Source organism: Halodesulfurarchaeum sp. HSR-GB, from assembly GCF_031432215.1.
GTDB lineage: Archaea > Halobacteriota > Halobacteria > Halobacteriales > Halobacteriaceae > Halodesulfurarchaeum.
Map to the genome: position 1 here is coordinate 1,272,789 of NZ_JAVKGN010000001.1, position 23,143 is coordinate 1,295,931.

Genomic DNA, 23,143 nt, shown 5'->3' on the forward strand with positions numbered 1-23,143 from the left:
GCTGCGATCAGATCCCCAACAGGGTGCCAACGAGTTCCAGCGTTCCGGCTCCGATGATCGCGGTCAACCACGTGAGTGCCACGAAGTGCATGTACGCGTTCACCGTGTGTCCGCCATCGACGACCCGGACCATGAAAGCGGAGATGAGGGCGTTGATCAACACGGTCAGGGTGAGCAGGTACTCGATCAGGTCGACGTCGTACACCTCCGTGTGGATGAGCGAGTCGAAGTCGAAACTCCCCGTCGAGGCGAGGCCGGCTGACAGCCCCGAGAGCTGATCGACGATCCCCAGCCCGATGAAGAAGGCAAACGTGGCCGCGGCGGAGATCCCATAGAGGACACCGATCAGGGTCATCGTCGACTGGCTTCGGCGCTCTCTCAACTGGAGCACCTCGTTCATGTTCTCGCTTATAAGCTCCCCGAGATGTTTGGGATCCCCGCCCATCTGTCGTCCGACGAGGTACATCTCGCTGAACTTCTGGATGAGGTAGGAGTGGGCGTCGGCGGTGAAAAACCGCCAGGCCTCCTCGGGGGAGAGCCGCATTTTCAGGCGGGTGTAGAGATCATCGACGTTCTCGGTCAAGGGGCCGAAGTCCTTCTCGCGGAGCCCCTCCAAAACCGCCGTCGTGGTGGTCTGCTGGGCGGTCTCGCTCGATCCGAGCGCGCGAATGAAACTCACGTACTCGCTGTCTCGATCTTTGATGTCTCCTTCCTCCTGTCGGGCGACCAACCCCGGGATCAGCAGCGGTGTCGTCGGGAATGCGGCGTAGATCGGCAGCGGCACGGCGTCTGGGTCGATCCCGGTCGCCCCGAGCATCACCGCGAGCGTGGCAGCGATCGCAAGGATGGACAGCGACCCACCCACGAGGACCGCCCGTCGCATGCGTCGCTCCGTGGGTGTCGTCCGATGGTCGGGCACGTGCCAGACCGGGTCCGTCGGCGAGACGGTGTAGATCGCGTAGAGAAAGCCCAGCTGAATGAACGAGTACATCACGACGACGGCCGAGACCGTGATCGTGGGGTCGGTCCCGGAGATGATCGGCAGCACGGTGCCAAAGACCAGCGCGAAGGTGACCGAGAGGATCATCGAGAGGTACAGGTCTTTCATGACCTCCAGGTTCTCCAGTTGGCCCTCGTAGATGGTCGTGTAGTTCTGGATGATCGCCGACTGCTCGCTCACCAGATAATTCGAGAGGCTCTCCCCGGCGTTGATCGTGTAGGAGAGCCGATCGAAGAAATCGGAGACTGCGTCGCTGGGGACTTTTTTCGCCCGCATCCGGCAGGCGTCGTCCAGGCTCTGGTTCCAGGTATCGACGAGCTGAACGATCCGACGGGTCTCCTCGGAGAGCGGGCCGTAGTCGTCCGTGGCGGCGATCCGCCGGAAGACCTCTACCCGATCGATGTTCGTCGTCGAGAGCACCGTCATGTGGGTCACGTACAGATGAAAGACTTCCTCCATCCGCTTTCGACGCTGATCCAGTCGGAGTTTGGGGTAGATGAAGGCCGCCACGACGATCAAAAGCCCCAGCGCCGGCATGGGGAGCCGGACGAAAAGTGGCATCTCCAAAACGATCGCAGCCACGATCGTGAGCAGGAAGAAGAGGGCCCCGGGGAGGAGAATAGCCCCCACATAGCGGGAGACCGGGATCTCCATCTGGCGGTAGGCGTCCCTGATGGACACGAGCAGGGTGGAGAGCTCGAAGGAAACGTCCGCCTCGGATTCAGTCGCCATCTCAGAGGTCCCGTCGGGCCATCGTGAAGGGGAGGCCCTCGACGCCGTCCCGCTGGAACGCGGCGACGACGTCGTTGAAGTCGTGATAGCCGATCAGGTCCTCCTGGATGATGCGTTCGATGATCTCGGTGCGGAAGTCCATCTCGTCGTAGATCTCGCGGGTGTCCTCGTACCCCAGCAGCGTCGCGATCTGCTCTTCGAGCACATACGAGTTGTTTCGCCCCTGGAAGACGATCTCGTCCTCGACGGGGTCCCAGTAGAAGGCCTGGCGGGTCACGACCCCGCCCATCTCCTTCGAGTAGCCCTCGATCTCCTGAACGCTGGTGACCCGGCGAAGCACGTCGTCGCCCTGTTTCACCCGGTTCTGGAACAGCGCCACGTCGGCGTTGTCCATGAACGTCTCCGGGACGTTGATCGGTTCCCCAGTGAACCGCTGGATCATCGAGACGATGTCGCTGGCGTGGAAGGTCAACATGACCGGGTGGCCCGTCTGGGCGGCCTGGAAGGCCATCCGACCCTCGGCCCCTCGAACCTCACCCACGATGATGTAGTCCGGGCGGGACCGCAGCGCCGCCGCAACCAGGTCGAACATGTCCACGTCGGCGCTGTTTTCGCCCTGTCCCTCCCGGGTCAGGAGCTGTTGCCAGGTGTCGTGTGGCGGCAGGACCTCCGCGGTGTCCTCGGCGGTATAGATCTTCGAGTCCCGGGGAATGAAGGCCGTGATCGCGTTCAGCGTCGTCGTCTTGCCCGAGGCGGTCTCCCCGACCACGAAGACCGTCTGTTCGTTCTCCAGACAGAGCCAGAGATAGGCCGCCAGTTCCGGGGAGAGCGTGCCCCACTTGGTTATCTGCCCGACCGAGAGCGGGACCTCATCGCCCTGACGGATGGTGAGCGAGGGGCCTTTGAGACTCACGTCACTCGAATAGATGATGTTGATACGGGAGCCATCCGGGAGCGTGGAGTCCACGATCGGGTCCGAGTCCGAGACCGGATCGCCCATCCGCTCGCCGATGTTCCGCAGCCAGTTGTCGAACTCCGCCGAATCGCCGAAGTCCACGGTCGTTGGCAACAGGCCGTAGGTCCCGTGGTCGACGTAGGTCTGGTGGGGGCCGATGACGTGGATGTCCTCGTTGTACGGGTCCCGCATCACGGGTTCGAGCGGTCCCAACCCCACGATGTCGCGGTTGAGTCGGTAGCGGATCGTGTCGTAGGTCGTCTCCGAAACCGGAATTCGTCCCATTCCGAGGGACTTCTCGACGGTTTCCTGGAGGGTCCGTCCGGGCCGCCCGGCGGCGGCTTTCGCATTACTGACCAGCCCGCTCGGGAGGGTCGCCTCGACGTCCACATCGAGTGAGATCTGGCCGCGCGAGTCCCGGGTGAGCCGATCCGGCGCGGCTGTTTTGAGCCGCGCCAAGAGCCCACCACCGGCCGCCTCGCCGATTCGAACCGTCCCCTCCAGCAACTCCTCGATCCGGTCTGTGTACTCCGACTCGGCCTCGGGAGCGGGGTGCTGGACGGACTTCTCCAGGATGCGAGTCCGCACGTCGTCGAAGACGGCCTGTTCGGGGCCGGAGAGTTCCGGCTCGATGGTGTGGTACTTGGTGTCTTTTCCCACGTCGCCGTAGACGTGACAGAAGATCGGGCCGCCGACGTTGTAGAGGACGTTTGGCTTCTCGGCCTCCCATTCACCACTTGGCTCCTCGATGTACTCCGGGAACTCGCCGGTGAACTGTTTGAACCGCTGGAGGTACTCCCGAAGGTGGGGATGTCGCCCCGCTGCTTCGCGCAGTTCGTGTCCCAGTTCGCGAGAGCCGTGATCCGGCATTTTAGGCCACGCTCCGGCTCTCGATGACGATTCCGGTGCCCGATCGAACCGAGAACCCGATCGAGTCACCGACCTGTTCGCCCATTCCGGCAAACCGCCGCACCTGGATCGACCGCCGGACGTCGTTGCCGACCTCGGCCATCTGGAGTTCCAGGAACACGTCGGCGATCGACCGGAAGGGGCCGATCGCCTCCTCGTCCACCGTCGAGGGGTCGACGGTGAGGACGATGACCTTCCCCTGGGTGACGATGTCCCGGAAGAAGGAGATGATCTCCAGGGCCGCCTGTCGCTCCTCGTTCTGGCGGACCAGGGCCTCGAAGTTCGGATCGTTGCGGAGGATGGCGTCGAAGGTGTCGATGATCACCACTTCGGCCTCCCACATCCCCTCGGCCTCCATCAGCCGCTTGAGCAGCTTTTTCCGGTTCGTGTCGTCTTTGGCCCCGCCTCTGAGGGCGTTGCCACCCGTGTCCACGTCCGCGTGGAGAAAGAGGAGCCGTTCGTCGAGCAGGTGTTCCTCGACGCCGTAGGAAAGGGAGTGCATCTGGTCGATGAAACCTGTGACCGTGAGTTCGGTCGAGAGCAGGGTCACGGAGACATTTTGGTCACACAGCCCGTAGGCCAGTCGCTGGCTCAGCGCGCTCTTGCCCGCCCCATAGTCGCCTTCCACGAGGACGATGCTCCCCCGGGGGATCCCGCCGCCGAGTTCGTTGTTGAGCCGATCGCGTTCGTCCAGGCCGAGCGAGTAGAGGCGTTGGTGTTGGCTCATGTTCGGAAGTCAAAGCGTTCGCGGTTGCCGTTGACGTTCAACACGACGCGGTGGTCGGTGTCCGCTCCCAGGGAGACATTCGAGACGGTGAGTCGGGCGACCGACCCCGGCTCCCACTGGGCGGCATCAAGGACCTCGATCGATTGGTCGGTTCGGTACTGGCCGTCGATCACCGTATCGACCGTGGTCGGATCCGTCGAGAGGGTGTTCGAGCCGGTGTTCTTGAGGAGGAGTGTGACGGTGTTCGTCCCATCGTCGTAGACCTGGCCGCTCCCCGGATCGCTGATGACCTCGATATCCGTGCGGATCTCCTGGCTCACATCGAGGCTCCGGTCGTCGAGGGCCTCACTTAGCTGGCTCACCCCGCCGGTCATCGCGCCCGCGACGCTTCCCGCCACGAGCACGGCTGCGATGAACAGGATGAGCGTCTCCGAGGAGACGATCGCCATTAGGGGTAGCCCTCCGTGGCTGTGACCCCTGGCCCGGTCACGACTTTTACGGTGATCGGTTCGGAGTGGTCCTCCCGGACCGAGATCGTCAGCTCCTCCCGTGGTTGCCAGAGATCGGTCCCGTCCGTGCCTGCGGTGAGCGTGCCATCGTCGGTACTGACGGTTCGGGTCGTGTTGATCTGGTAGGTACCGTTTAGCAGGAGGTCCGTGTCTGTGACCGACAGGGTGTTCGTCCCGTCGTTTCGCACCGTCACCGTGATCGCGTCCGGTGAGACGCTGGTGTCGTGGGTCACGTTCACGATTTCGACCTCGGTGTTCGCTCGCTGCAGGTCACTTGCGGATTCGATCTCGCTTGCGTCCTGTACGCTCTCGTAGCCGTTGTACGCCGTGGTGTAGAGCATGCCGGCGCTGGCGACGGCGGCGATGAGAATGATCGCCGTCCCGCCGCTAACGCTGAATCCCATCCCCCTTGAGTGTGGAGATGCGGTCGCCGAAGGCACGATCTAAGTGGCCGGTCCCCAGGTCCTCGATATATCTGAGGCTCCGGCGGTGATCCTCCATCGTGAGATCCGTGGGGCCCGACTCGTCCCGGTAGGGGTATTCCGCGTCTGCGATTCCCTGGAGGACCCCGATGCAGTGATCGCGCATCGGCTCGCCGATCCAGCCGATCCGTTCGTAGTGATTGATCGCCCGGATGGCGTTCCGGGCGTCGAACTCGCTCACCAGATAATCGAGCCACTCCAGCAGGAGCACGTCGGCCAGGTAGCCATCGGGCGGGTCCACGAGATGTGGCTGATCGGCGGCGTCGGCTGCGGTCGCCGCCCCGAACTGGAAGCCCCCCTCGCCGGCCGCCTCGTCCTCGTCGTCTGGCTGTGGGTCCCCGACTGATTCTCCGGCAGCCGTTGTGTCGTCGACGGCATCGACAGCCTCCGAAGCGGGCCCGCTTGGGTCTGTGGTGGATTCGGGCTCGCTCTTCGCGCCGACTCCGACGGTCTCCTCGCCCGCGGCCAGGTCGTCCTGCTGGAAGAGGTCCGCTTCTTCTGTCCCGTCTTCGGTAGTTTCAGCGGCCGGTTCGGTTGTATCCGTCTCCGCCTCGGTGGGCTCCTCTGTTTCGAGGGCCGTCTCTTCGGCCCAGTCTGCCTCGCCCGATTCGTACTCGGCTTTCAGTTCCTCGAAAGACGTGCCACCGCCGGAATCGTCGGTTTCGTCGTCGGTCATTGCTTCGTCTTCCCCGTCTTCCAGGTCGTCGAAATCGTCGAACTCGGTTTCCTCGCCCCCGAGTTCCTCGTCGAACGCCCCCGCTTCGAAGTCGTCGAAACCGTCTCCGTCGTCTGTCTCCGCTGTCGCGTCGGAACTCTCCTCCTCGAAGTCGTCGAAGGCATCGTCCTCGAAGAAGTCCTCGGCCTCGGCGTCCGCGATGTCCGATTCGAGGTCTTCCTCCTCCTCCGCCGCGCCCGATTCCTCTTCATCGCCGCCGAACAGCCCGAAATCCCCGGACCCGCCCATGCCCGCATCGGGGCTCACGTCGTCGACGAAGGGGTTGACCCCGCGGGTCACCATCTCGTAGATCTCGAGCAGCTTTCGGACGTTCTCTTCGACGTCGTCGACCTGTTCGCTGATCTGTTCGTTCTCGCTGCGGACGGTGTTGGCCGTCGAGGAGACGTTCGCGATCTCGCTTTCCAGGTCCTCGATCCGATTCTCGAGTTCGGAGGAACTCGCACCGTTCCCCTCGTCCATCCCGTCCATCCCGCCGAAGTCGTCGTCGAACCCGTCGACATCGAACTCCTCGTCCATCCCGAAATCCGAGTCGTCCTCGGCGAACTCGCCGGCCTCGCCCTCTGTTTCCACGTCGTCGGCGCCGTCATCGCCCAACCAACTCACGAGGCCCACACCTACGAGGCCCAAAGAGAGGAACTCCGGAAGGATCGGGCCGAGATCGACGAGTACCATTGGTCCCAGTTCACGCGTAGAGTACTATTAATCTTCGCCTCCAACTATAGAATCTGATAAACGAGAAACCGGCGCAATCGCCCGAATTCAGCCCATACAGTGGTGACTCGGAAATTTGGAGGGGCATCCGCACGAACCCTGACCGAAAATCGGGTTGATTCAGGCGGCCTCTTCTTCGTCCTTGCCGGTCACAACTGAGACGTTCTCCAGATCGGTTTCGGTCACCTCCGGGGATTCGGCGTCGGACACGGGCGGTTCGTCGTCAGCGTCGAGCGTTTCGTCTATCTCCTGGCGGATCCGCTGCTCGCGTTTCTTCTGTCCTTTTCGCTCGCGTCCCCGCTTCGTGTCACCCATGGGTTGTCAACTGTTCCCAATGCACTTAACCGTTCCCGCCGTGCCATCTGTGACGACTGGGTGGTCGATCGACGGTCGCTCCAGGGTCCAAATCGGTGGACTGTTGAATTACGACACCTGACTGTGGACCGATGTCTCACTCGTCCACCGAGGACGTCCCGCTGGATCATCCCGACCGGTGGGCGTCGTTGCACACGCTCTTTGCGGAGTGTCTGAAAGCGCCGACCGAGGGATTCGTCGAGGAGGTTCGTGCGGGGCGCCTGGAATCTGAGCTGGTCGATCATGCCGATGTGCTGTCCCTTTCCGTTTCGGACCCGGCCCCGCCTCACCCGGCGGATCGGGCCACCCTCCAGCGCGCCTATCTCTCCCTTTTCGAGGCCATGGAACAGCCCTTTGCACCGCCAGTCGAGTCCCCGTACAAGCCCTGGTACGGCGATCGATCGGGCGGGTTGCTCGGCGGTCCCCCGGCCTCGGATATGGAGAACCGATACGAGGCCCTTGGTGCGTCGCCGCCGCCAGCGTACCCGGCCGATCACGTCGCCCTGCTGCTGGAGTATGGGGCCTTGCTGCTCGATGCCGGTGCAATCGAGGAGTACCGCTCGTTTTTCGATGACCACATGGACTGGCTCCCGGCCTTTGCCGAACTTATCGAGGATGCCAGGGCGGACGAGCCGTTCTACGACTGGACGATCGAGACACTCCGCGAGGTACTGGCCGATCTGCGGACGCGACTCGACATCTCCCCACCGACGGAAGCGGCCATTGAGGAGATGGCCGATCGAGTAGACGGGTCGACCGTGCCCGAGCAGGCAGACGCCGTGTTCGACCCCTAAGACACCATCGTGGCCTGTGCGGGTCGGCCGTTTTGGTGCCGGCGTTGTGGGTAGTCCGTCCACAATTATAAAGCACTGTGGCGAGTATGATAGTTACAGAAGCACATCGCGGCAGTGCCCAGTTTGGAGTTAGTATGCCCCAGCAGACACCCACCGAATCGACGCGAAATCACATGAGCGAGCGGGGCGTCAAGGTCGTCTTCGAGATCGTCCCGAAAGGCTCCTGTTTCATGGACCAACTCGAGGGGCAGGTTTCTGACGTGGAGTTGCACTTCCCGAACGGGGAGTGTCACGCCGACGTTACTGTCTCCGAGGACGACGGCGTCAATCCCTGCCGCGTGGAGGTAATCAATTACAGCGGCGAAGTCTGCCAGAACTGCCCAGGTACGATCTTCGCGAACTACGGGCTCGTGCCGCGGTTTTTGGAACGCAACGACGACGAGTTCGTCGTCCAGACTCACCTCCCGACGAACCACGAACTGTCGGACGTGGTCGCCGACCTCCGTGAGGTCTCAGAGCGGGTCACGGTTGTACGGATCGTGGACATGCGAAACGAGGACGTCTCGGGGATCACCGCGGAGGTCGATCTCTCCCAGCTGACGGCTAAACAGCACGAGGCCCTGGAATCCGCCGTGAAAGGCGGGTACTACGGGCTCTCACAGGAGGTGTCCCTCGAAGTGTTGGCCGATGAAATCGGCATCTCGACCTCGGCGCTGTCTCAGCGACTCGCCCGGGCCGAACGCCACGTGTTGACCCAGCTTTTCGAAGAGGAGTAGCACGGCGGGCTGTTCCCACGGGGCGGGAATTTCGCCATTGTTTTTGCACAACCGAACGTAGATCGGAACATGGGTGTTCATCGGTCCGCTGCCGTGCCTGCAGGCTCCTCGCAGAGCGAGGAACGCGAACTGCGGATCGTTCTCGAGATCGAACGGGGCGGCCCGTGTAGCCTGGACGACCTGGCTGGTCGGGTCCTCGACGTGGACGTGCGGCTGGACGAAGAGACCTGTAACGTCGACGCCACGGTCAGGGACGACGAGGACGACCAGGTTCGCACGGTGTTCTTTACCGACGACCTCTGTGATCACTGTCCGGGCAAGATCTTCGCGAAACACGACTGTCTGCCACGCTACAGACGAATCGACGACGGCTCCTTCATCATGGAGACCTACGCCTCGGATACGGACACGGTCGCGGAGATCGTCAACGAGGTCCGCACCATCTCCGATCACGTCTCGGTCAAGTCCATTGTGCCGACGGACGACGGTGAGGTCTCGGAGATCGACATCGTGGATCTCACGTCGCTGACGGCCAAACAGCGACGGGCGCTCCACTACGCGAAGGAAGCGGGCTATTACGATTCCGGGGAGTCAGTCCCCCTGGACCACCTGGCGGAGCGAATGGGTGTCTCCACGTCCGCGCTCTCCCAGCTGCTTCAGCGTGCGGAGGCAAACGTTCTCCGCCAACTCGACTGTGACTGTTGACCGGGCCGTGTGACAGGCTCCCACGAAATGTGGGGCACCCCTTATAAAACCTAAACCGATCCCGAGTCACGGTCATCCTTGAAGCACTCCTATAACTACGTGTATGGAGCGAAACATCAACCGTCGACGGTTCCTCGAGATCTCCGGTGCCGCAGGAATGGCCGCGATCGCCGGCTGTGCCGGTGATGGTGAGGACACGCCGACAGACACGCCGGAACCGACCACGGCGGAACCGACCACGGAAGAGCCCACGACCGAAGAGCCCGCGGCGGATTATACGCCGCCCACCGAAACCGAGAACGCGCTGGTCGAGCCGGCGACGCTCAAGGAATGGGTGGACGCGGAACTCGTCAACAGCGACGACGTGTACGCCGATCCACGTGTAGCGGTCATTCGTGTCGACGCCGGCAACTACGACTCGGGTCACGTTCCGGGCGCTGTTCCGCTCGCCAGTGACGATGCCGAGGGGTCGGCGACACTCGCGACGACACGTGTCGAGGGCCTCGCTCAGACACAGAAACTCGTCCCGCACGGGGAGACCGTCGACCAGATCATCCAGAACGCTGGTGTCGGGCCAAACACGACGATCGTGCTGGCCGGCGACAACCCGATGTACGCCGCACGGGCCTACTGGGTACTTCGGTTCTGGGGCTTCCCCCGCGAGCGCGTGAAAGTCCTCCAGGGCGGATCGAGTGCCTACGACGACGAGTTCGGCCTGGTTTACGAGGACGTCCAGACGCCGGATACGAATTACACCGTCAAGGGATTCGAGGAGCCGAACTACAACAGCCGCAAGGGCCTAAACGAGCTGATTCAGGACGTCGATGCAATCAACGCGGGCGAAGACGCCCCGTCGATCCTCGACCAGCGTGGTGAGGGCGACGGCGAGGGCGAAGCGAAGATCGCCGGCAGTCATATCGACCAGGCCGGGGCCTACATCGACGGCGACAGCTTCACCGCGCCGAACCCGTGGAAGTCCGCTTCCGAGATCGAGGAGCACGTCAACGGGTACGAGGGCGTCGACGCGGCGAACGGCGACATCGTGACCATGTGTCACAGCGGGTTCAAGGGCACGATCGCCTTCTTCGCTCTCGACGGGATCGTCGGCAACGAAAACGTCGCGCTGTACGACGGCTCCTGGAGCTTCAGTTGGAGCCAGTACAACGGCGAGCAGGACCCGACTCCCAACGAAGCGTGGCGGACCGACATCAACGAACGGACCGTTGGCGAGATCACGGACACGAGTCAGCTCGATATCGATCCGGATCTCAACGCGGAGCTGACGGAATTGGCGACACTCGACGCGAACCAGGTCAAGAAGGACGCCATCGAGTACATCGTTGGGGACACGAGCGGCGGCTTCGGCTGCGGCTCGTAAGCGAATCGACCCGGCCCAGAGTTTTCTCCGATTTTTCGTGCTCGTCGAGCGCCGCCCTAACTCCCTCGATATCGTGGGACCAACTCACACAGAGGTTATAAAACCTTAACCGGTCCCGAGTGTGGGCTATCTCGGTGGAGTCCCCTGCACTAGTTGTAGAGAGCCATGCGCTTACCGAGCAGACACACATCGGATTCGACGGTGATCCGAGGACAAGACGACAGTTCGGAACCGCCCACGACTGGGTGGTGTGGAGGTGCCGATCGATGAGTAACCAGGCCCAGAGTTCCAGCGGGCTGACCCGCCGGACGTTGCTGAAGGCAGGGAGTGCCGCCGCCGGTGCAGTCGCGCTCGGTGGCTGTCTCTCCAGTGACGATGGGACCGATTCGGGCGGCGCGGACGTCTCTAAGGCATTCAGTAACTGCTGGATGTGCTCGCACAACTGCGGGCAGGAGGTGACCGTCGTCGACGGGTCGGTCGTGAACATCACGGGTGTCGATGGTCATCCCCGGGGGAGTGCCGGCCCGGGAACCGAAGGGACCCTCTGTCCGAAGGGACTGGCCCAGCAGGACAAGACTCACGATCCAAAACGGGTCAAGGAGCCACACATCCGGAAGGACGGCGAACTGCAGAAGGTCAGCTGGGATGAGGCCTTCGAGTACACCGCCGACCGGCTGGTCAGCTTCGCGGACGAATACGGCGCGGAGACCTTCCTCGACGCCACGAGCTGGGCCGAAACGTCGATATTCCGGACCATCTGGCGTGATCTTTACGGGTCACCCGAACGCATCAGCCGCGGGATCCACGTCTGTGCGGGACCGACCTTCGTCACCGGCGGTATGATGGGCGTGGGTTCGAACAACCGCGTCCCGGACTACCAGAACAGCGATTACATCATCGCCTGGGGCCGCAACCAGCTCAACTCCTTCGCCGGGCAGTTCGAGGCCAAGGGCACACTGGAGGCCATCGAGAACCGGGGCGCGACCCTGGTCACGATCGACCCCCAGCACACCATCACCGCCGAGAAGTCCGACAAGTGGCTCCCGATCGAGCCCCGGACCGACGGCGCGCTGGCCCTGGCGATGGCCAACGTCATCATCGAGGAGGAGCTCTACGACGAGGATTTCGTCGAGAACTACACCTACGGGTTCGACGCCTACAGGGAAGCGGCTGCGGACATGCCGCCGGAGGACGCGGCTGAGATTACGGGCATTCCCGCCGAGGACATCCGGGAAGTCGCCCGTGGCTTCGCGGAGGCGGCCCCCCGAGCGGGCATCTCGGTCTGGACCGGGACGGCACAGATGGGCAACGGCTGGAAGGCCACCCAGAACATCACCGCGCTCAACGGCCTCGTCGGGAACATCGACCGACCCGGCGGCCTGCGGCTCTGGGAGTACCCGGGAACGGCCTCCTTCGGACAGGTCTGTGAACAGGACTACACGAACCGCGCCGAGTTCCGGGAGCCGGCACTGAAGAAATACGACGAGTACAGCGACTATCCGGTCCGGCACATCGAGGGTATCGCCCACAACCTCGTGCCCGAAATGGTCGACAACGGCCACATCAATGGCATTGTTGTGCACCACGACGACCCGTTGAAGGACGGGAACGCGGACGAGTGGGTCGAGGCCATCGAGGAGATGGCACTCGTCATCTCGATCGACGCCTACTGGAACGGCGTCTCCCGGAACGCGGATATCGTCCTTCCCGAGGCGACCTCTCTGGAGAAGGACACGCTTGGCACTGGCAACTGGTCGGCCTACCCCAAGCACAAGTGGGTCACCGGCGGCAAGGCAGCCGTCGAGCCGCAGTGGAACACGAAACCGGACTTCGACATCCTGACCGGCATCGCGTCGGCGATGGCGGAGAAGACGGACAACGACGACTGGCGGATCTTCGAGCAGTGGGACTCCCACGAGGAGTTCATCGACGACCAGCTTTCGACGCTGGATCTCACTCTCGAAGAACTCTCGAGCGGCGAGAAGAACTACGAGCTGGTCGAAGAGTACGACTACGAGAAGTGGAAGGACAACGATAACTTCGTCTTCCGCTTCGACCTCGATCAGGTCGGAAGCTTCGCCCAGGCTGCGGAGGAAGCCGGTATGGACACGGCACCCGAGTGGATCCCACCGGGAACCTATGGGGACTCGACCAGCGACGAGTACCCGCTTGAGTTCTACGACGTGCGGTCGGTTTTCTTCTCCCACGGGAGCAACCAGCCCCACGAGCGCCTGCGGGATCACTTCGCGAAACGCAACGATCTCAACGAGGAGGATTACCGGGGCAACTACCTCCACCTCAACCCGAAGGACGCCGAGCCACGGGGCATCGAGACCGGTGACATGGTACAGGTGGAGTCCGAGTCCGGCAGTGGCGAACTCATGGCCCACGTCACGGAGAACGCCCGTCCCGGCTTTGTCACTGCCGAGTATGGCTTCGGCGAGACCTCGGCGACGCCGGACGGCGAGGGTATGAACACGATGACACTTCACGACAAACAGATGGACCCGATTACGGGACAGGTGGACAGGCACATCGCCGTCGATGTCAAACCCGCGGGGGGTGACTGACGATGGCAGTCGAAAGCGAACACTGGGTCTTCTACTTCGACCCGAACCGGTGTATCGGCTGTCACGCCTGCTCGGTCTCCTGCAAGCAGTTCCACGGTCGGGGCTCGGATACCGACGACTGGCGAACGGTCACCCACCACCAGAAGGGGACCTACCCCGACGTCGAGGACGTCCCGCTGTCGATGTCCTGCATGCACTGTCACGACGCCCCGTGTGAGAAGGTCTGTCCGACAAACGCCATCGAGAAACGCGAGAGCGACGGGATCGTGACGATCAACCGGGACGACTGCATCGGCTGCAAGTACTGTGGCTGGGCCTGTCCCTTCGGCGCGCCGGTTTACGGCGACGACGGGCTCATGTCCAAGTGTAACATGTGTCTCGGGCGCGGTCCCGGCGGCGGGGCTGATGTCGAGGACACGCCCAAACACGAACTCGAGGACCAGGTCGAGCCGAACTGCGTCTCGGACTGTGTCGGCGAGGCCATCAAGGCCGGCCCGCAGAAGGAGATCATCGAAGAGGCCTCCCAGGCTGCCGCGGAACGCTTCAGGTCTGGGGCGGTGGCCAACGGTCGCGTGATCGTCGAACCGCTCCAGGATAGCACCTCGGCCGTCGACGGAAGCGTCGGCGGGACGAAGGAAGTCACCACGCCGTACAACGCAGGGGACTAAGCATGAGCGCGATAGGAGCCAGTGAATGGCTATGGTTACCCCACGTCCACTGGGGCGTGTTCATCGCCACGTACCTCTTCCTGGGGGGCGTGGCCGGTGGTTCGTACCTCACCTCGACCTGGGCCAGTTTCATGAAGAGCCTGATGGACGCCGACAACTGGCTCGGCCGCCTGCTACTGGCCCGGACCGACGATCCGGAACACCGCTTCGCGTGCGCGGAGACCTCCCGCTGGGGTTCGGTCATCGCCCTGATCGCCATCGGGGTCGGGAGCATCGCCCTGCTCTCACACCTCGGCGCGCCGCTGCGCGCGCTGACCTTCGCGTGGAACTTCACGAACTACGGCTCCTGGATGGTCATCGGGACCTGGATGATCATCACGTTCTCCCTGATCGCGGTCCTGGAGACCCTCTGGCTGCACTTCGGCCGTGATCTACGGGGCAAATCCGGTCTGAGTCTCTTCCCCCGAAAGATCCTCGGATGGATCGACGGGGTGATGCCCTGGCGGACGGAGCGGGGTATCGTCTGGCTGCTCGACCGGCTCGCGGACATCACGCGACTCCCGAACCGTGTCTGGGGTGCCTTCCGGATCTTCGGTGCAGTCGTTGCCGTGCTCGTCGTGGTCTACACGGCGATGCTCCTCAGTGACATCGCGGCGGTGCCGGTCTGGAGCCGAACCTACCTCCCCTTCATCTTCCTGATGAGTGGCGTCTCGACGGGTATCTCCGCGGCGCTTTTGGGAACGGTCATGAGCGGTGGCGCGCTGACCCGTGTCAATCACCGGTTCTGCCTGACCGACGACGCGATCATCATCGTGGAGCTGGTCGCCATCGGAGCGCTGCTGTCCTTCCTCTCGGGGTCGGCTAACCTCGGGGCACAGGCGACACTCTCCGAACTGCTGGGGACCTATCAGCTGGCCTTCATCGGTGGGGTCCTGATCCTTGGGACCGGGCTCCCCGTGGTGATATCGCTGACGGTGACCATGTTACACCAGTTCACGGACTTCGACGAGACGCCCTTCGGGCGCAAAGTGCTCACCGGAGGCTACGCGACGAAGTACGTCCTGGTGCTGGTCGGCGGCTACCTGCTGCGCTATGTCGTGTTGCTGGCTGCCGTGAAAACCCCGCTTGCCGTCCCCGGACTCTAGCATGGCTGATCACCATCGTGAGGAGCGGACGTTGCCGGCCCGCGGATCCTGGGAACAGCTCCAGGTGCTGCTGTCGAACTGCCTGCGCCACCCAGATGAGGACCTCAGGCGGGCTATCGAGGACGGGAGCCTCTACGAGGACCTCTCCCGGACGATGGCGGACGTGGGGCTCACTGAGCCCTCGCCTCCGCCGTCGATCGACGGTCGAAATCTGACCGAAGACTACGAGGCGCTGTTCGGGGCCTTTCGACGGCCCTTCGCCCCGCCCGCTGCTTCCCCGTACAAGGAATGGTACGGGGATCACGAGGGCGGCCTGATGGAGGGCCCGCCAGCCACGGCGATGGAACGGCGCTACGCGGCCATGGACGCCGCCGTTCCGGAGGCTTACCCGGCCGATCACCTCGCGCTGGAACTGGAGTACGCGAGCGTGTTGACCGAGGCCGCGGAGATCGATGAGCTGGCCACGTTCGTCGAATCGGAACTGGACTGGATCGACCCCTTCCAGGAGCTGGTTGACGCGGCCGTCGCCGAGGCGCCGTTCCACCGGTGGTGTGTGGACGTGCTGGGCGAGGTTCTCGATCACCTTCGGGCGACCCTCGGCGTTTCGGCACCGGAACCGAAAGCGGTCGAACAGATGGCCGAGCGAGCGAGATCGAACGTCGAGTGACATGGACGACCCGACCGGGTTGAATCGCAGCTCCTACCGGCTCGAATTCCGGGTCAGACCGACCCGAACGTGTCCGGTCCGTGAGTTCGATGGGACGATAACGGATATTTCTGTCTTCCGCACGGAGGACGGGATCAACTGCGAGCTCGTCGTCCGCGAGGAGGGCGAAACAGCCGTGAAACAGCTCGAACGCCCGCTTTCCAGCCCGTGTGCGTGCGCGGCGGTTTTCGAGTCCGGGTCCGTTCCACGGGTGCGTCCGTCTCGGTCGGCGGCCGGTGAACTGCTGCTGACTACCTACGTCGACTCCTTCGAGGCGGCCCAGTCGATCCGGGCCAGGCTGGACGACGTCGCGGACGCTGTCGAACTGGTGGACTACTGGAAGGTCGACCGCGAACAGACAGCCTGGCCCGCCCAGATCGATCTCGCGGCACTTACCGATTCACGCCGGGAGGCGTTGTTCCGTGCGATCGACGCAGGATACTACGAGCACCCACGACAGACGACCCTCTCGGAGCTTGCCTCGCTGGCTGGTCTCGACGAGTCAGCCTTCGAAAGTCGGCTTCGCGAGGCCGAACGGGAGATCCTCAGCCAGATTTCCGCCTCGCGGTAGCGGTCGCCACTGTTTTTCCAGTTGGGCTCGTCCCCACGCCATGACCCAGGCCTTTGTCATCGGTGGGACCCGCTTTATCGGCCGGCATCTCGTCGAGACGCTGCTCGCCCACGGGGACGACGTGACGATTTTCAACCGCGGGCGTCACGAGAATCCGTTCGCGGACGAGCCCGACGTCGATCACGCCACCGGCGATCGAACCGAGCCTGACAGTCTCGAACGCGCCGCCCAAGCCGTCGAGCCGGACATCGTCTTCGACATGGTCGCCTACCACCCCGAAGCCGTCGAACACGCGACGCGGGTGTTCGCCGACGCCGACGCGTACGTCTACGTGTCGAGTGGGGCCGCCTACGCCGCGGAGGAGGTGCCCAAACGAGAGGACGAAACTCCCCTCGAACCGTGTTCGTCCGAACAGGCCATTGACGACACCCCCGAGACCTACGGCAATCGGAAAGCAGCCGGTGATCGGGCGGTGTTCGAGGCCGCCGACCGGGGCGTCAACGCGATGGCGGTCCGGCCGCCGATCGTCTATGGCCCCCACGACTACACCGAACGACTGGCCTACTGGCTGCACCGGATCGAGAATCAGGGGCGCATCGTGGTGCCCGGCGACGGCACGAACCTCTGGCAGCGGGCGTACGTCGAGGACGTGGCCCGTGGGCTCCGGCTCGTCGCGGAGCGTGGCACTCCGGGCGAGGCGTACAACGTCGGCGATCGCAACGCCGTCACGCTGGATCGGATGGTCGAGTTGGCCGCGAGGGCTTTGGAGACCGACGTGGACGTCGTCCACGCCAGCAATCGCGAACTCTCGGTCGCCAATCTCGACGCCGAGGCGTTCCCGCTCTACCGGCCGTATCCACACCTGCTCTCGACGGCCAAGATCGCGGCCCTGGGCTGGGATTCGACCCCGGTCGAGACGGCGATGGCCCGCACCGTAACTGACTACCGAAAGAGTTCCCGAACTGGCATCGAGAACGGCCCCGATCGCGATGTAGAGGAGCGCGTGCTCGCGGTTCTGGAGACGCTCTGAGTGGCGGCCGGCTCCCGTGGTTGTTTATGTGTCCCGCCGAAGAAGCCAAACCATGTTCGAGAAATCGACCTGGATTCGGCTGCCCCGGAACGTCGTGGTGGGCCACGACGTGCTCGCCAGGGCCGGCGAGGTCATCACGAGCACCCACCTCCACGGTCGGCCGCTGGTCGTCACGAGCGAGACGCCGAAGGCGGTGGCCGGGGACTTCCTCCTGGAACGGCTCGAAGAGGCGGGTTTTGATCCGGCGGTCGTCGTCATCGAGGAAGCCTCCTTCGGAGCGGTCGAGCGCGTGCTGGAGGCGGCCGAGACGGTCGAGCCCGGCTTTCTCGTCGGCGTCGGCGGGGGCAAACCCATCGACATCGCGAAGATGGCCGCGGATCGGCTGAACGTAGGTTTCGTCTCGGTCCCAACTGCTGCCAGCCACGACGGCATCGTGAGCGGCCGCGGATCGGTGCCCGAAGGTGATACCCGCCACAGCGTCGCGGCCGCACCCCCGATCGCCGTCATCGCGGATACCGGGATCATCGCCGAAGCGCCCTGGGAGCTTCTGACTGCCGGGTGTGCGGACATCATCAGCAACTACACCGCGGTCAAGGACTGGAAACTCGCTAATCGGTTGAAGAACGTCGAGTACTCCGAGTACGCCGGGGCCCTCTCACAGATGACGGCAGAACTGCTCCGGGACGCCGCCCCCTCGATCAAACGCGGACTGGAGGAGTCCGCCTGGATCGTGGTGAAGGCACTCGTCTCCTCGGGCGTGGCGATGAGCATCGCCGACTCCTCACGACCGGCGAGCGGGGCCGAGCATCTCTTCAGCCACCAACTCGACCGGATCGTGCCCGGCAGCGCGCTTCATGGCCACCAGGTCGGGGTCGGCTCGATCCTCACCGAGTACCTCCACAGCGGCGCGGACGGGGAGTGGCGAGCCGTGCGGGACGCGCTTGCGAGTATCGACGCCCCGACCACCGCCGACCAGCTCGGGATCAGCGACGAGGCGGTCATCGAGGCGCTCACCACGGCGCACCTGATTCGAGACCGGTACACGATTCTCGGGGACGGTATCGAGGAGGCGGCCGCTATCGAGGCGGCTACCAGGACCGGCGTCATCTGATTTTGGCTAGCCTAAAAACCTGCAGTTTCCGCCCGTTCTCGAAGGGGTTTATGGATCGCCCTGTTTCTCTGAGGTACGAATCATGCGAACCGAACCCTATCAGAAGTGCCAGTCCTGTGGCCGGCCGCTCGAACACTCGACCGTCTATCGCAATCACGCGTACTGTGGACAGTGTTCGCCAGGACTCGGCGGAACGACACTGTAGGGCTTTTGCGCATCACTTTACCGGTGCAGTGAAACCTTTAAGCGGGTTCATCCCCCACGCCAGTCGGGATGGAGACGCTACGCACCGGACTCTCTTATGACGACGTCTTGCTCGTGCCACATCGCTCGCCAGTCGACAGCCGTGAGGAGGTCGACCTCTCGACTCACCTCACGCCGTCGATCGAGCTTGCAAACCCGCTTTTGAGCGCGCCGATGGACACGGTGACCGAGGCCGAAACCGCGATCGAACTCTCCCGAATCGGTGGGTTCGGCACGATCCATCGGTTCCTCTCGATCGAGGAGCAACTCGCGGAAGTCAGGGCGGTGAGGGCGGCCGGCGAACGGGTCGGGGCTGCAGTCGGGATCAGCGAGGACTACCTGGAGCGGGCCGAGCAGACGATCGAAGCCGGCGCGACCGCCGTCATGGTCGACGTGGCCCATGGGCACCTCGAACGGGCCCTCGATGCCGTCGCTGACATCGACCGCGAGTTTCCAGACGCGGAGCTAATCGCGGGGAACGTCGCGACCGCCGAGGGGGTCCAGGACCTGGCTGCAGCCGGTGCGGACGCGGTCAAAGTCGGTATCGGGCCCGGCTCACACTGCACGACCCGCGTGGTCGCCGGGGCCGGCGTGCCCCAGCTCACGGCCGTCTCGGACGCCGCCGAAGCCGCGGCGGACCTGGATGTCCGGATCATCGCCGATGGGGGTATCAGGAACTCGGGGGACGCGACGAAGGCACTCCTGGCCGGCGCGGACACCGTGATGATGGGCCGGTTCTTCGCGGCGATGGACGAGTCGCCCGGCGAGATCGTCGAGGTGGACGGCGAGCAGTACAAACGCTCCCGGGGGATGGCGACCACGGCCGCGAACGACGCTCGGACCGACAAGCAAAACAGCGAGCCGACGGCCGACGAGGGCGTCGAGGCGCTCACGCCACTGGCGGGCCCGCTGGCCGAGGTGACGACGGAGTTCCTCGCAGGCATTCGCTCGGGGCTGAGCTACGTGGGGGCAGCGACCATCCCCGCGGCCAGGGACCGTGCCGAGTTCATCCAGGTCGCCCCGGGAGCCAGACGCCGGGAGGGAGCGCACTTCGATCACGACTGGGAGAACCCGACGGTGAAGTGACCGGGCGGAACTGAAACCTTTTTTAAACCGGTCGCCGTGGCCGATAGTATGCGGCTGGCCTTCGTCTCGGCGACGACGATTCATCACGCCGACAGCGACGGCGCAGCCCGGTTGAACCGCCTGGCCACGGCACTTTCCGAACGCGGTCACGAAGTGACGGTCATCACGGCGAAGTGGTGGCAGGGTGATTTCGTGGAGTTCGAGCAGGACGGGCTCACCTATCACGCGGTCGGCGACGGCTCGACCGGTGGGCTATCCACGCCGCTGGGAGTCGTCAACGCCATCAGGGAGGTCGATCCCGACGTGGTCCACGCGGCCTGTGAACTGCCGAACTGGATCGTTGCGGCACGGATCGGCGCGACGCTGTCGGGGGCCGGCCTGCTCGTCGAATGTTACGATCCACCGGAGACGACTGGTGGATTTGGGGGCTGGCTCAGATCTGCGGGGCTTCGGGCTGCCGATGCGATCGTCACGCCCTCGACGACGGTCGAGACCACCGTCAGAGCGCTGGGCGTCGATGCCGCGGATATACAGGTCATCCCGACGGGCATCGACATGGACCTGGTTCGGGAGACAGCACCAACCGAAAGCGGGGACATCGTCTACTCCCGCCGGCTTGATGACGGCGCGAACCTCGAAACCTTGCTCCTGGCCCTGGCCGAGTTCCGCGAGTACGACTGGACGGCGACGATCATCGGTGACGGGCCGCGTCGGGCGGCCTACGAACGCCAGGCCCGGGACCTCAGGATCGACGACCGGGTGACCTTCGTCGGGGACCTCCCGGTCGCGGAGCGGATCGCCCGGTTCAAGGCGGCCCACGTGTACGTCCACACCGCCGAGTACACGCCGTTCGCCCACGACCTGCTCCGGGCCCTCGCGGCCGGGTGCGTGTCGGTGGTGGAGTACCACGAGGCAGCGAGCGCTCACGAACTGGTCGAGCACGAGGAGCGTGGGTTCACGGCGACCAGCCCGGAGGAGCTTACCCGCCGACTCGCCGCGGCCGGGGACCTCGAACGACGCACCTTCGACGAGGCGTTTGCCCGGTTCGACGACGACGCCGTACTGGAGACCTACCTCGATCGCTACCGATCGATCCGCTCCTGAGTCGCTGGTTGGTCAAGCCTTTTGGTGGCCCCACACGATCGTTCGACGATGCGATCACACTTCTTGCAGGCGGCCCGCGGGGAGGAAACTGCTCGCCCGCCGGTCTGGCTGATGCGCCAGGCGGGCCGCTATCTCCCCGAGTACCGCGAGCTCCGGGCCGATTACACCTTCCGCGAGGCCATCTCCACCCCGGACGTGGCGACCGAGATCACGTTGCAACCGTTCGAGCGCTTCGGCCTCGACGCCGTCGTGATCTATTCGGACATTTTGGTCGCCCTGGAGCCACTGGGCATCGACTATCATCTCGAATCCGGCGTGGGACCGGTTATCGACGACCCGATCGAGACGCCGGCGGCGATTCCAGACCACCACGAACCGGTCGCCGAACGGCTCGACTACGTGGGCGAGCTGATCGAGCGCGTGAGTGAGCACGTCGGCGACCGGGCGGCGACCCTGGGATTTGCCGGCGGGCCCTTCACCCTCGCCTCCTATGCGGTCGCGGGCGAGCCCGCCAAAAATCACATCCCCGTACGGGGGTTCCGGGCGGCCCATCCCGCGGCCTTCGAGGAGTTGCTCGGGACGTTCGCGGACGTGGTTCGGGAGTATGTCCGGTTCCAAGTCGAGCATGGGGCCGACGCCATTCAGCTATTCGACACCTACGCGGGATTGCTGGGGCCGGAGGATTACCGCGACTACGTGTTACCCCTCCACCAGGAGATCCTCGAGGCCGTCGACGTGCCAACGATCGTCTTCGTCCGGAACATGGGCGGTCGGCTCCCGACCCTGGCCGAGAGCGGCGCGGACGTGGTCGGGCTCGACTGGACGGTCGACATGGCCGAGGCCCGGGAGACCCTCGGCGAGCAGCCTGTCCAGGGCAACCTCGATCCGACCGATCTGCTGGGCGACCCCGAGTTCGTCCGGCGGCGAACGGAGTCGATCATCGAGGCTGCCGGTCCGGACGGACACATTCTCAATCTCGGGCACGGCGTGAATCGCACCACGCCGGTGGAGTCGGTCGCGGCCTTCGTCGAGACGGCGAAATCCTGGGAGTGGTGATCACTCGACGGGCGCGTTCAGGCAGAAGGTTCCCGGTTCGTCCCGGCACTGACACTGGCGAAGCTGGTGGTACGCGGGGTCGAAGTCGGCGAGGAACGGTTCGATCAGGTCCCCGAGGACCGTCGCGAGCCGTGGATCGTCGTGTGGCACTGGCACCCGGTAGAACTCCAGGCCCTGTGTTTCGGCTGCCTCGCGAAGTTCGACGTCGAGTTCGTGAAGCGTCTCGGATTGCTCGTGGAGGAAACTCATCGGCTCGACGACGACCCGGTCGGCCTCGATCGATTCGAGGGCGTCCTCGATGTCCGGTTCGGTCCAGGGGATGTCCCGGTTCGCGTGGTTCTGGAAGCCCAGCGTGTAGGACTCCGGTCCCAGCAATGCGGCCATGGTGTCCGCGTACTCCGTGACGTACTGGTCATAGCGGCTGCCGGCCTCCAGATACGAGGTGGGGGTCCCGTGGGCCGAGAAGAGCAGTTCGGTCCCCGGGGCCGCGAGGTCCACCCCCTGTGCCTGGAGGAACGACTGGACGTTCTCGACCCGGAGCCGGGTGTAGGTAGCGTGACGGTGCCAGCCGGTGACGGCACGAAACTCCACGTCGGCGTCGTGGTCAGCCAGTGCCGATTCGAAATCCCCGACGGCGGCGATGTTGGTCGAGGGGCCCGAAAGCGGATACACTGGGACGACGATCACGCGATCGAGGTCCTGGGCAGCCACCTCGGCAGCCACGTCGTCGATGAGCGGGTCGGTGTACTGCATCGCCAGAAATACCGCCGGGTCGAATCCCCGGGCGGCGAGTTCGTCCTCGACGGCCGACTGCTGGTCCCGGGCCTGCGCGTCGAGCGGGGAGCCACCGATGGTCTCGTACTCCTCGATGAGCCCGCTCGCACGGCGGGACGCGAGTTCGCTGGCCCGATCGCGGGCCGCGGCCTCGCTGTCGAAGCGCTCCAGATTGGCGTTGTCCAGAAAGATGCGTTCGAGGAAGGGTTCGACGGCTTCTCGGGTCGGTTCGGCGGGTTCGCCGAAGTTGAGCAACACGACGCCTGCGTCCATGCCAGCAGGTATGTGGGCGTCCGGGGTATAGTTGTGGG

The 23,143-nt window shown here is 64.3% G+C and carries 23 protein-coding genes; 15 read left to right on the forward strand and 8 right to left on the reverse strand.

Going from position 1 to position 23,143, the window contains the following annotated elements:
• Window positions 1-7: 7 nt before the first annotated feature.
• The 7 genes from flaJ to RH831_RS06735 all read right to left on the reverse strand — a co-directional run bounded on the left by flaJ (window position 8) and on the right by RH831_RS06735 (window position 7,076).
• Window positions 8-1,732 (reverse strand): archaellar assembly protein FlaJ, encoded by a 1,725-nt coding sequence (gene flaJ / locus RH831_RS06705; protein WP_310553450.1) that lies wholly within the window; start codon window positions 1,730-1,732, stop codon window positions 8-10.
• Between the two features lies 1 nt (window position 1,733).
• Complete coding sequence (locus RH831_RS06710; RefSeq protein WP_310553451.1) at window positions 1,734-3,557, reverse strand: type II/IV secretion system ATPase subunit; 1,824 nt, start codon at window positions 3,555-3,557, stop codon at window positions 1,734-1,736.
• 1 nt (window position 3,558) lies between these two features.
• Window positions 3,559-4,323 carry an ATPase domain-containing protein gene (locus RH831_RS06715; protein WP_310553452.1) on the reverse strand — a complete coding sequence of 255 codons (765 nt, stop codon included), beginning with the start codon at window positions 4,321-4,323 and terminating at the stop codon, window positions 3,559-3,561.
• The gene (locus RH831_RS06720; RefSeq protein ID WP_310553453.1) at window positions 4,320-4,772 is read right to left on the reverse strand and encodes a flagellar protein G; all 453 of its coding nucleotides are present in this window, start codon (window positions 4,770-4,772) and stop codon (window positions 4,320-4,322) included. The genes RH831_RS06715 and RH831_RS06720 overlap by 4 nt, the downstream gene beginning before the upstream one ends.
• Complete coding sequence (locus RH831_RS06725; protein ID WP_310553454.1) at window positions 4,772-5,236, reverse strand: fla cluster protein FlaF; 465 nt, start codon at window positions 5,234-5,236, stop codon at window positions 4,772-4,774. Before RH831_RS06725 ends, RH831_RS06720 begins: the two co-directional genes overlap by 1 nt.
• Window positions 5,220-6,722, reverse strand: a complete 1,503-nt coding sequence (locus RH831_RS06730; protein WP_310553455.1) for a FlaD/FlaE family flagellar protein — start codon at window positions 6,720-6,722, stop codon at window positions 5,220-5,222. Before RH831_RS06730 ends, RH831_RS06725 begins: the two co-directional genes overlap by 17 nt.
• 159 nt (window positions 6,723-6,881) lie before the next feature.
• A complete protein-coding gene (locus tag RH831_RS06735; RefSeq protein ID WP_310553456.1) occupies window positions 6,882-7,076 on the reverse strand; it encodes a hypothetical protein in 195 nt (64 codons plus the stop codon).
• A 131-nt stretch (window positions 7,077-7,207) separates the two neighbouring features.
• On the opposite strand from RH831_RS06735, the gene RH831_RS06740 reads away from it, so the two are divergent.
• The 15 genes from RH831_RS06740 to hemE all read left to right on the forward strand — a co-directional run bounded on the left by RH831_RS06740 (window position 7,208) and on the right by hemE (window position 22,058).
• A complete protein-coding gene (locus RH831_RS06740) occupies window positions 7,208-7,909 on the forward strand; it encodes a molecular chaperone TorD family protein (protein WP_310553457.1) in 702 nt (233 codons plus the stop codon).
• Window positions 7,910-8,043: 134 nt separating this feature from the next.
• Entirely contained in the window at window positions 8,044-8,685 is a 642-nt protein-coding gene (locus RH831_RS06745) for a helix-turn-helix domain-containing protein (protein ID WP_310553458.1), read from the forward strand.
• 69 nt (window positions 8,686-8,754) lie between these two features.
• Window positions 8,755-9,390, forward strand: coding sequence for a helix-turn-helix domain-containing protein (locus tag RH831_RS06750; protein ID WP_310553459.1), 636 nt, complete (start codon window positions 8,755-8,757; stop codon window positions 9,388-9,390).
• A 103-nt stretch (window positions 9,391-9,493) separates the two neighbouring features.
• Complete coding sequence (gene extH / locus RH831_RS06755; RefSeq protein ID WP_310553460.1) at window positions 9,494-10,768, forward strand: selenite/tellurite reduction operon rhodanese-like protein ExtH; 1,275 nt, start codon at window positions 9,494-9,496, stop codon at window positions 10,766-10,768.
• Window positions 10,769-11,034: 266 nt separating this feature from the next.
• Window positions 11,035-13,338, forward strand: coding sequence for a molybdopterin-dependent oxidoreductase (locus RH831_RS06760; protein ID WP_310553461.1), 2,304 nt, complete (start codon window positions 11,035-11,037; stop codon window positions 13,336-13,338).
• Window positions 13,339-13,340: 2 nt separating this feature from the next.
• Entirely contained in the window at window positions 13,341-14,006 is a 666-nt protein-coding gene (locus RH831_RS06765) for a 4Fe-4S dicluster domain-containing protein (RefSeq protein WP_310553462.1), read from the forward strand.
• A 2-nt stretch (window positions 14,007-14,008) separates the two neighbouring features.
• Complete coding sequence (gene nrfD, locus RH831_RS06770) at window positions 14,009-15,151, forward strand: NrfD/PsrC family molybdoenzyme membrane anchor subunit (RefSeq protein WP_310553463.1); 1,143 nt, start codon at window positions 14,009-14,011, stop codon at window positions 15,149-15,151.
• 1 nt (window position 15,152) lies between these two features.
• Complete coding sequence (locus RH831_RS06775; protein ID WP_310553464.1) at window positions 15,153-15,818, forward strand: molecular chaperone TorD family protein; 666 nt, start codon at window positions 15,153-15,155, stop codon at window positions 15,816-15,818.
• A 1-nt stretch (window position 15,819) separates the two neighbouring features.
• Window positions 15,820-16,428 carry a helix-turn-helix domain-containing protein gene (locus RH831_RS06780; protein WP_310553465.1) on the forward strand — a complete coding sequence of 203 codons (609 nt, stop codon included), beginning with the start codon at window positions 15,820-15,822 and terminating at the stop codon, window positions 16,426-16,428.
• Window positions 16,429-16,468: 40 nt separating this feature from the next.
• Entirely contained in the window at window positions 16,469-17,458 is a 990-nt protein-coding gene (locus tag RH831_RS06785) for an NAD-dependent epimerase/dehydratase family protein (RefSeq protein WP_310553466.1), read from the forward strand.
• Between the two features lie 52 nt (window positions 17,459-17,510).
• On the forward strand, window positions 17,511-18,569 hold the full coding sequence (locus RH831_RS06790) for an NAD(P)-dependent glycerol-1-phosphate dehydrogenase (protein WP_310553467.1): 1,059 nt from the start codon (window positions 17,511-17,513) through the stop codon (window positions 18,567-18,569).
• Window positions 18,570-18,651: 82 nt separating this feature from the next.
• Window positions 18,652-18,774: a hypothetical protein gene (locus RH831_RS06795; RefSeq protein ID WP_257785450.1), complete on the forward strand. Its 123-nt coding sequence runs from the start codon at window positions 18,652-18,654 to the stop codon at window positions 18,772-18,774.
• A gap of 68 nt (window positions 18,775-18,842) precedes the next feature.
• Complete coding sequence (locus RH831_RS06800; protein ID WP_310553468.1) at window positions 18,843-19,898, forward strand: guanosine monophosphate reductase; 1,056 nt, start codon at window positions 18,843-18,845, stop codon at window positions 19,896-19,898.
• A 48-nt stretch (window positions 19,899-19,946) separates the two neighbouring features.
• A complete protein-coding gene (locus tag RH831_RS06805) occupies window positions 19,947-21,002 on the forward strand; it encodes a glycosyltransferase (protein ID WP_310553469.1) in 1,056 nt (351 codons plus the stop codon).
• Between the two features lie 48 nt (window positions 21,003-21,050).
• The gene (gene hemE / locus RH831_RS06810) at window positions 21,051-22,058 is read left to right on the forward strand and encodes a uroporphyrinogen decarboxylase (RefSeq protein WP_310553470.1); all 1,008 of its coding nucleotides are present in this window, start codon (window positions 21,051-21,053) and stop codon (window positions 22,056-22,058) included.
• On the opposite strand, the gene hemH is transcribed toward hemE, so the two are convergent.
• Window positions 22,059-23,105 (reverse strand): ferrochelatase, encoded by a 1,047-nt coding sequence (hemH, locus tag RH831_RS06815; protein WP_310553471.1) that lies wholly within the window; start codon window positions 23,103-23,105, stop codon window positions 22,059-22,061.
• Window positions 23,106-23,143 lie beyond the last annotated feature (38 nt).

Excerpts from the sequence above, each read along its gene's own strand:
- RH831_RS06730 (WP_310553455.1), bottom strand. The coding sequence starts at position 6,722 with ATGGTACTCGTCGATCTCGGCCCGATCCTTCCGGAGTTCCTCTCTTTG.
- RH831_RS06750 (WP_310553459.1), top strand. The coding sequence starts at position 8,755 with ATGGGTGTTCATCGGTCCGCTGCCGTGCCTGCAGGCTCCTCGCAGAGC.
- hemE (WP_310553470.1), top strand. The coding sequence starts at position 21,051 with ATGCGATCACACTTCTTGCAGGCGGCCCGCGGGGAGGAAACTGCTCGC.
- flaJ (WP_310553450.1), bottom strand. The coding sequence starts at position 1,732 with ATGGCGACTGAATCCGAGGCGGACGTTTCCTTCGAGCTCTCCACCCTG.
- nrfD (WP_310553463.1), top strand. The coding sequence starts at position 14,009 with ATGAGCGCGATAGGAGCCAGTGAATGGCTATGGTTACCCCACGTCCAC.
- RH831_RS06760 (WP_310553461.1), top strand. The coding sequence starts at position 11,035 with ATGAGTAACCAGGCCCAGAGTTCCAGCGGGCTGACCCGCCGGACGTTG.
- RH831_RS06745 (WP_310553458.1), top strand. The coding sequence starts at position 8,044 with ATGCCCCAGCAGACACCCACCGAATCGACGCGAAATCACATGAGCGAG.
- RH831_RS06795 (WP_257785450.1), top strand. The coding sequence starts at position 18,652 with ATGCGAACCGAACCCTATCAGAAGTGCCAGTCCTGTGGCCGGCCGCTC.
- RH831_RS06725 (WP_310553454.1), bottom strand. The coding sequence starts at position 5,236 with ATGGGATTCAGCGTTAGCGGCGGGACGGCGATCATTCTCATCGCCGCC.
- RH831_RS06805 (WP_310553469.1), top strand. The coding sequence starts at position 19,947 with ATGCGGCTGGCCTTCGTCTCGGCGACGACGATTCATCACGCCGACAGC.
- RH831_RS06710 (WP_310553451.1), bottom strand. The coding sequence starts at position 3,557 with ATGCCGGATCACGGCTCTCGCGAACTGGGACACGAACTGCGCGAAGCA.
- RH831_RS06740 (WP_310553457.1), top strand. The coding sequence starts at position 7,208 with ATGTCTCACTCGTCCACCGAGGACGTCCCGCTGGATCATCCCGACCGG.
- RH831_RS06735 (WP_310553456.1), bottom strand. The coding sequence starts at position 7,076 with ATGGGTGACACGAAGCGGGGACGCGAGCGAAAAGGACAGAAGAAACGC.
- extH (WP_310553460.1), top strand. The coding sequence starts at position 9,494 with ATGGAGCGAAACATCAACCGTCGACGGTTCCTCGAGATCTCCGGTGCC.
- RH831_RS06790 (WP_310553467.1), top strand. The coding sequence starts at position 17,511 with ATGTTCGAGAAATCGACCTGGATTCGGCTGCCCCGGAACGTCGTGGTG.
- RH831_RS06720 (WP_310553453.1), bottom strand. The coding sequence starts at position 4,772 with ATGGCGATCGTCTCCTCGGAGACGCTCATCCTGTTCATCGCAGCCGTG.
- RH831_RS06715 (WP_310553452.1), bottom strand. The coding sequence starts at position 4,323 with ATGAGCCAACACCAACGCCTCTACTCGCTCGGCCTGGACGAACGCGAT.
- RH831_RS06785 (WP_310553466.1), top strand. The coding sequence starts at position 16,469 with ATGACCCAGGCCTTTGTCATCGGTGGGACCCGCTTTATCGGCCGGCAT.
- RH831_RS06800 (WP_310553468.1), top strand. The coding sequence starts at position 18,843 with ATGGAGACGCTACGCACCGGACTCTCTTATGACGACGTCTTGCTCGTG.
- RH831_RS06780 (WP_310553465.1), top strand. The coding sequence starts at position 15,820 with ATGGACGACCCGACCGGGTTGAATCGCAGCTCCTACCGGCTCGAATTC.
- RH831_RS06765 (WP_310553462.1), top strand. The coding sequence starts at position 13,341 with ATGGCAGTCGAAAGCGAACACTGGGTCTTCTACTTCGACCCGAACCGG.
- RH831_RS06775 (WP_310553464.1), top strand. The coding sequence starts at position 15,153 with ATGGCTGATCACCATCGTGAGGAGCGGACGTTGCCGGCCCGCGGATCC.
- hemH (WP_310553471.1), bottom strand. The coding sequence starts at position 23,105 with ATGGACGCAGGCGTCGTGTTGCTCAACTTCGGCGAACCCGCCGAACCG.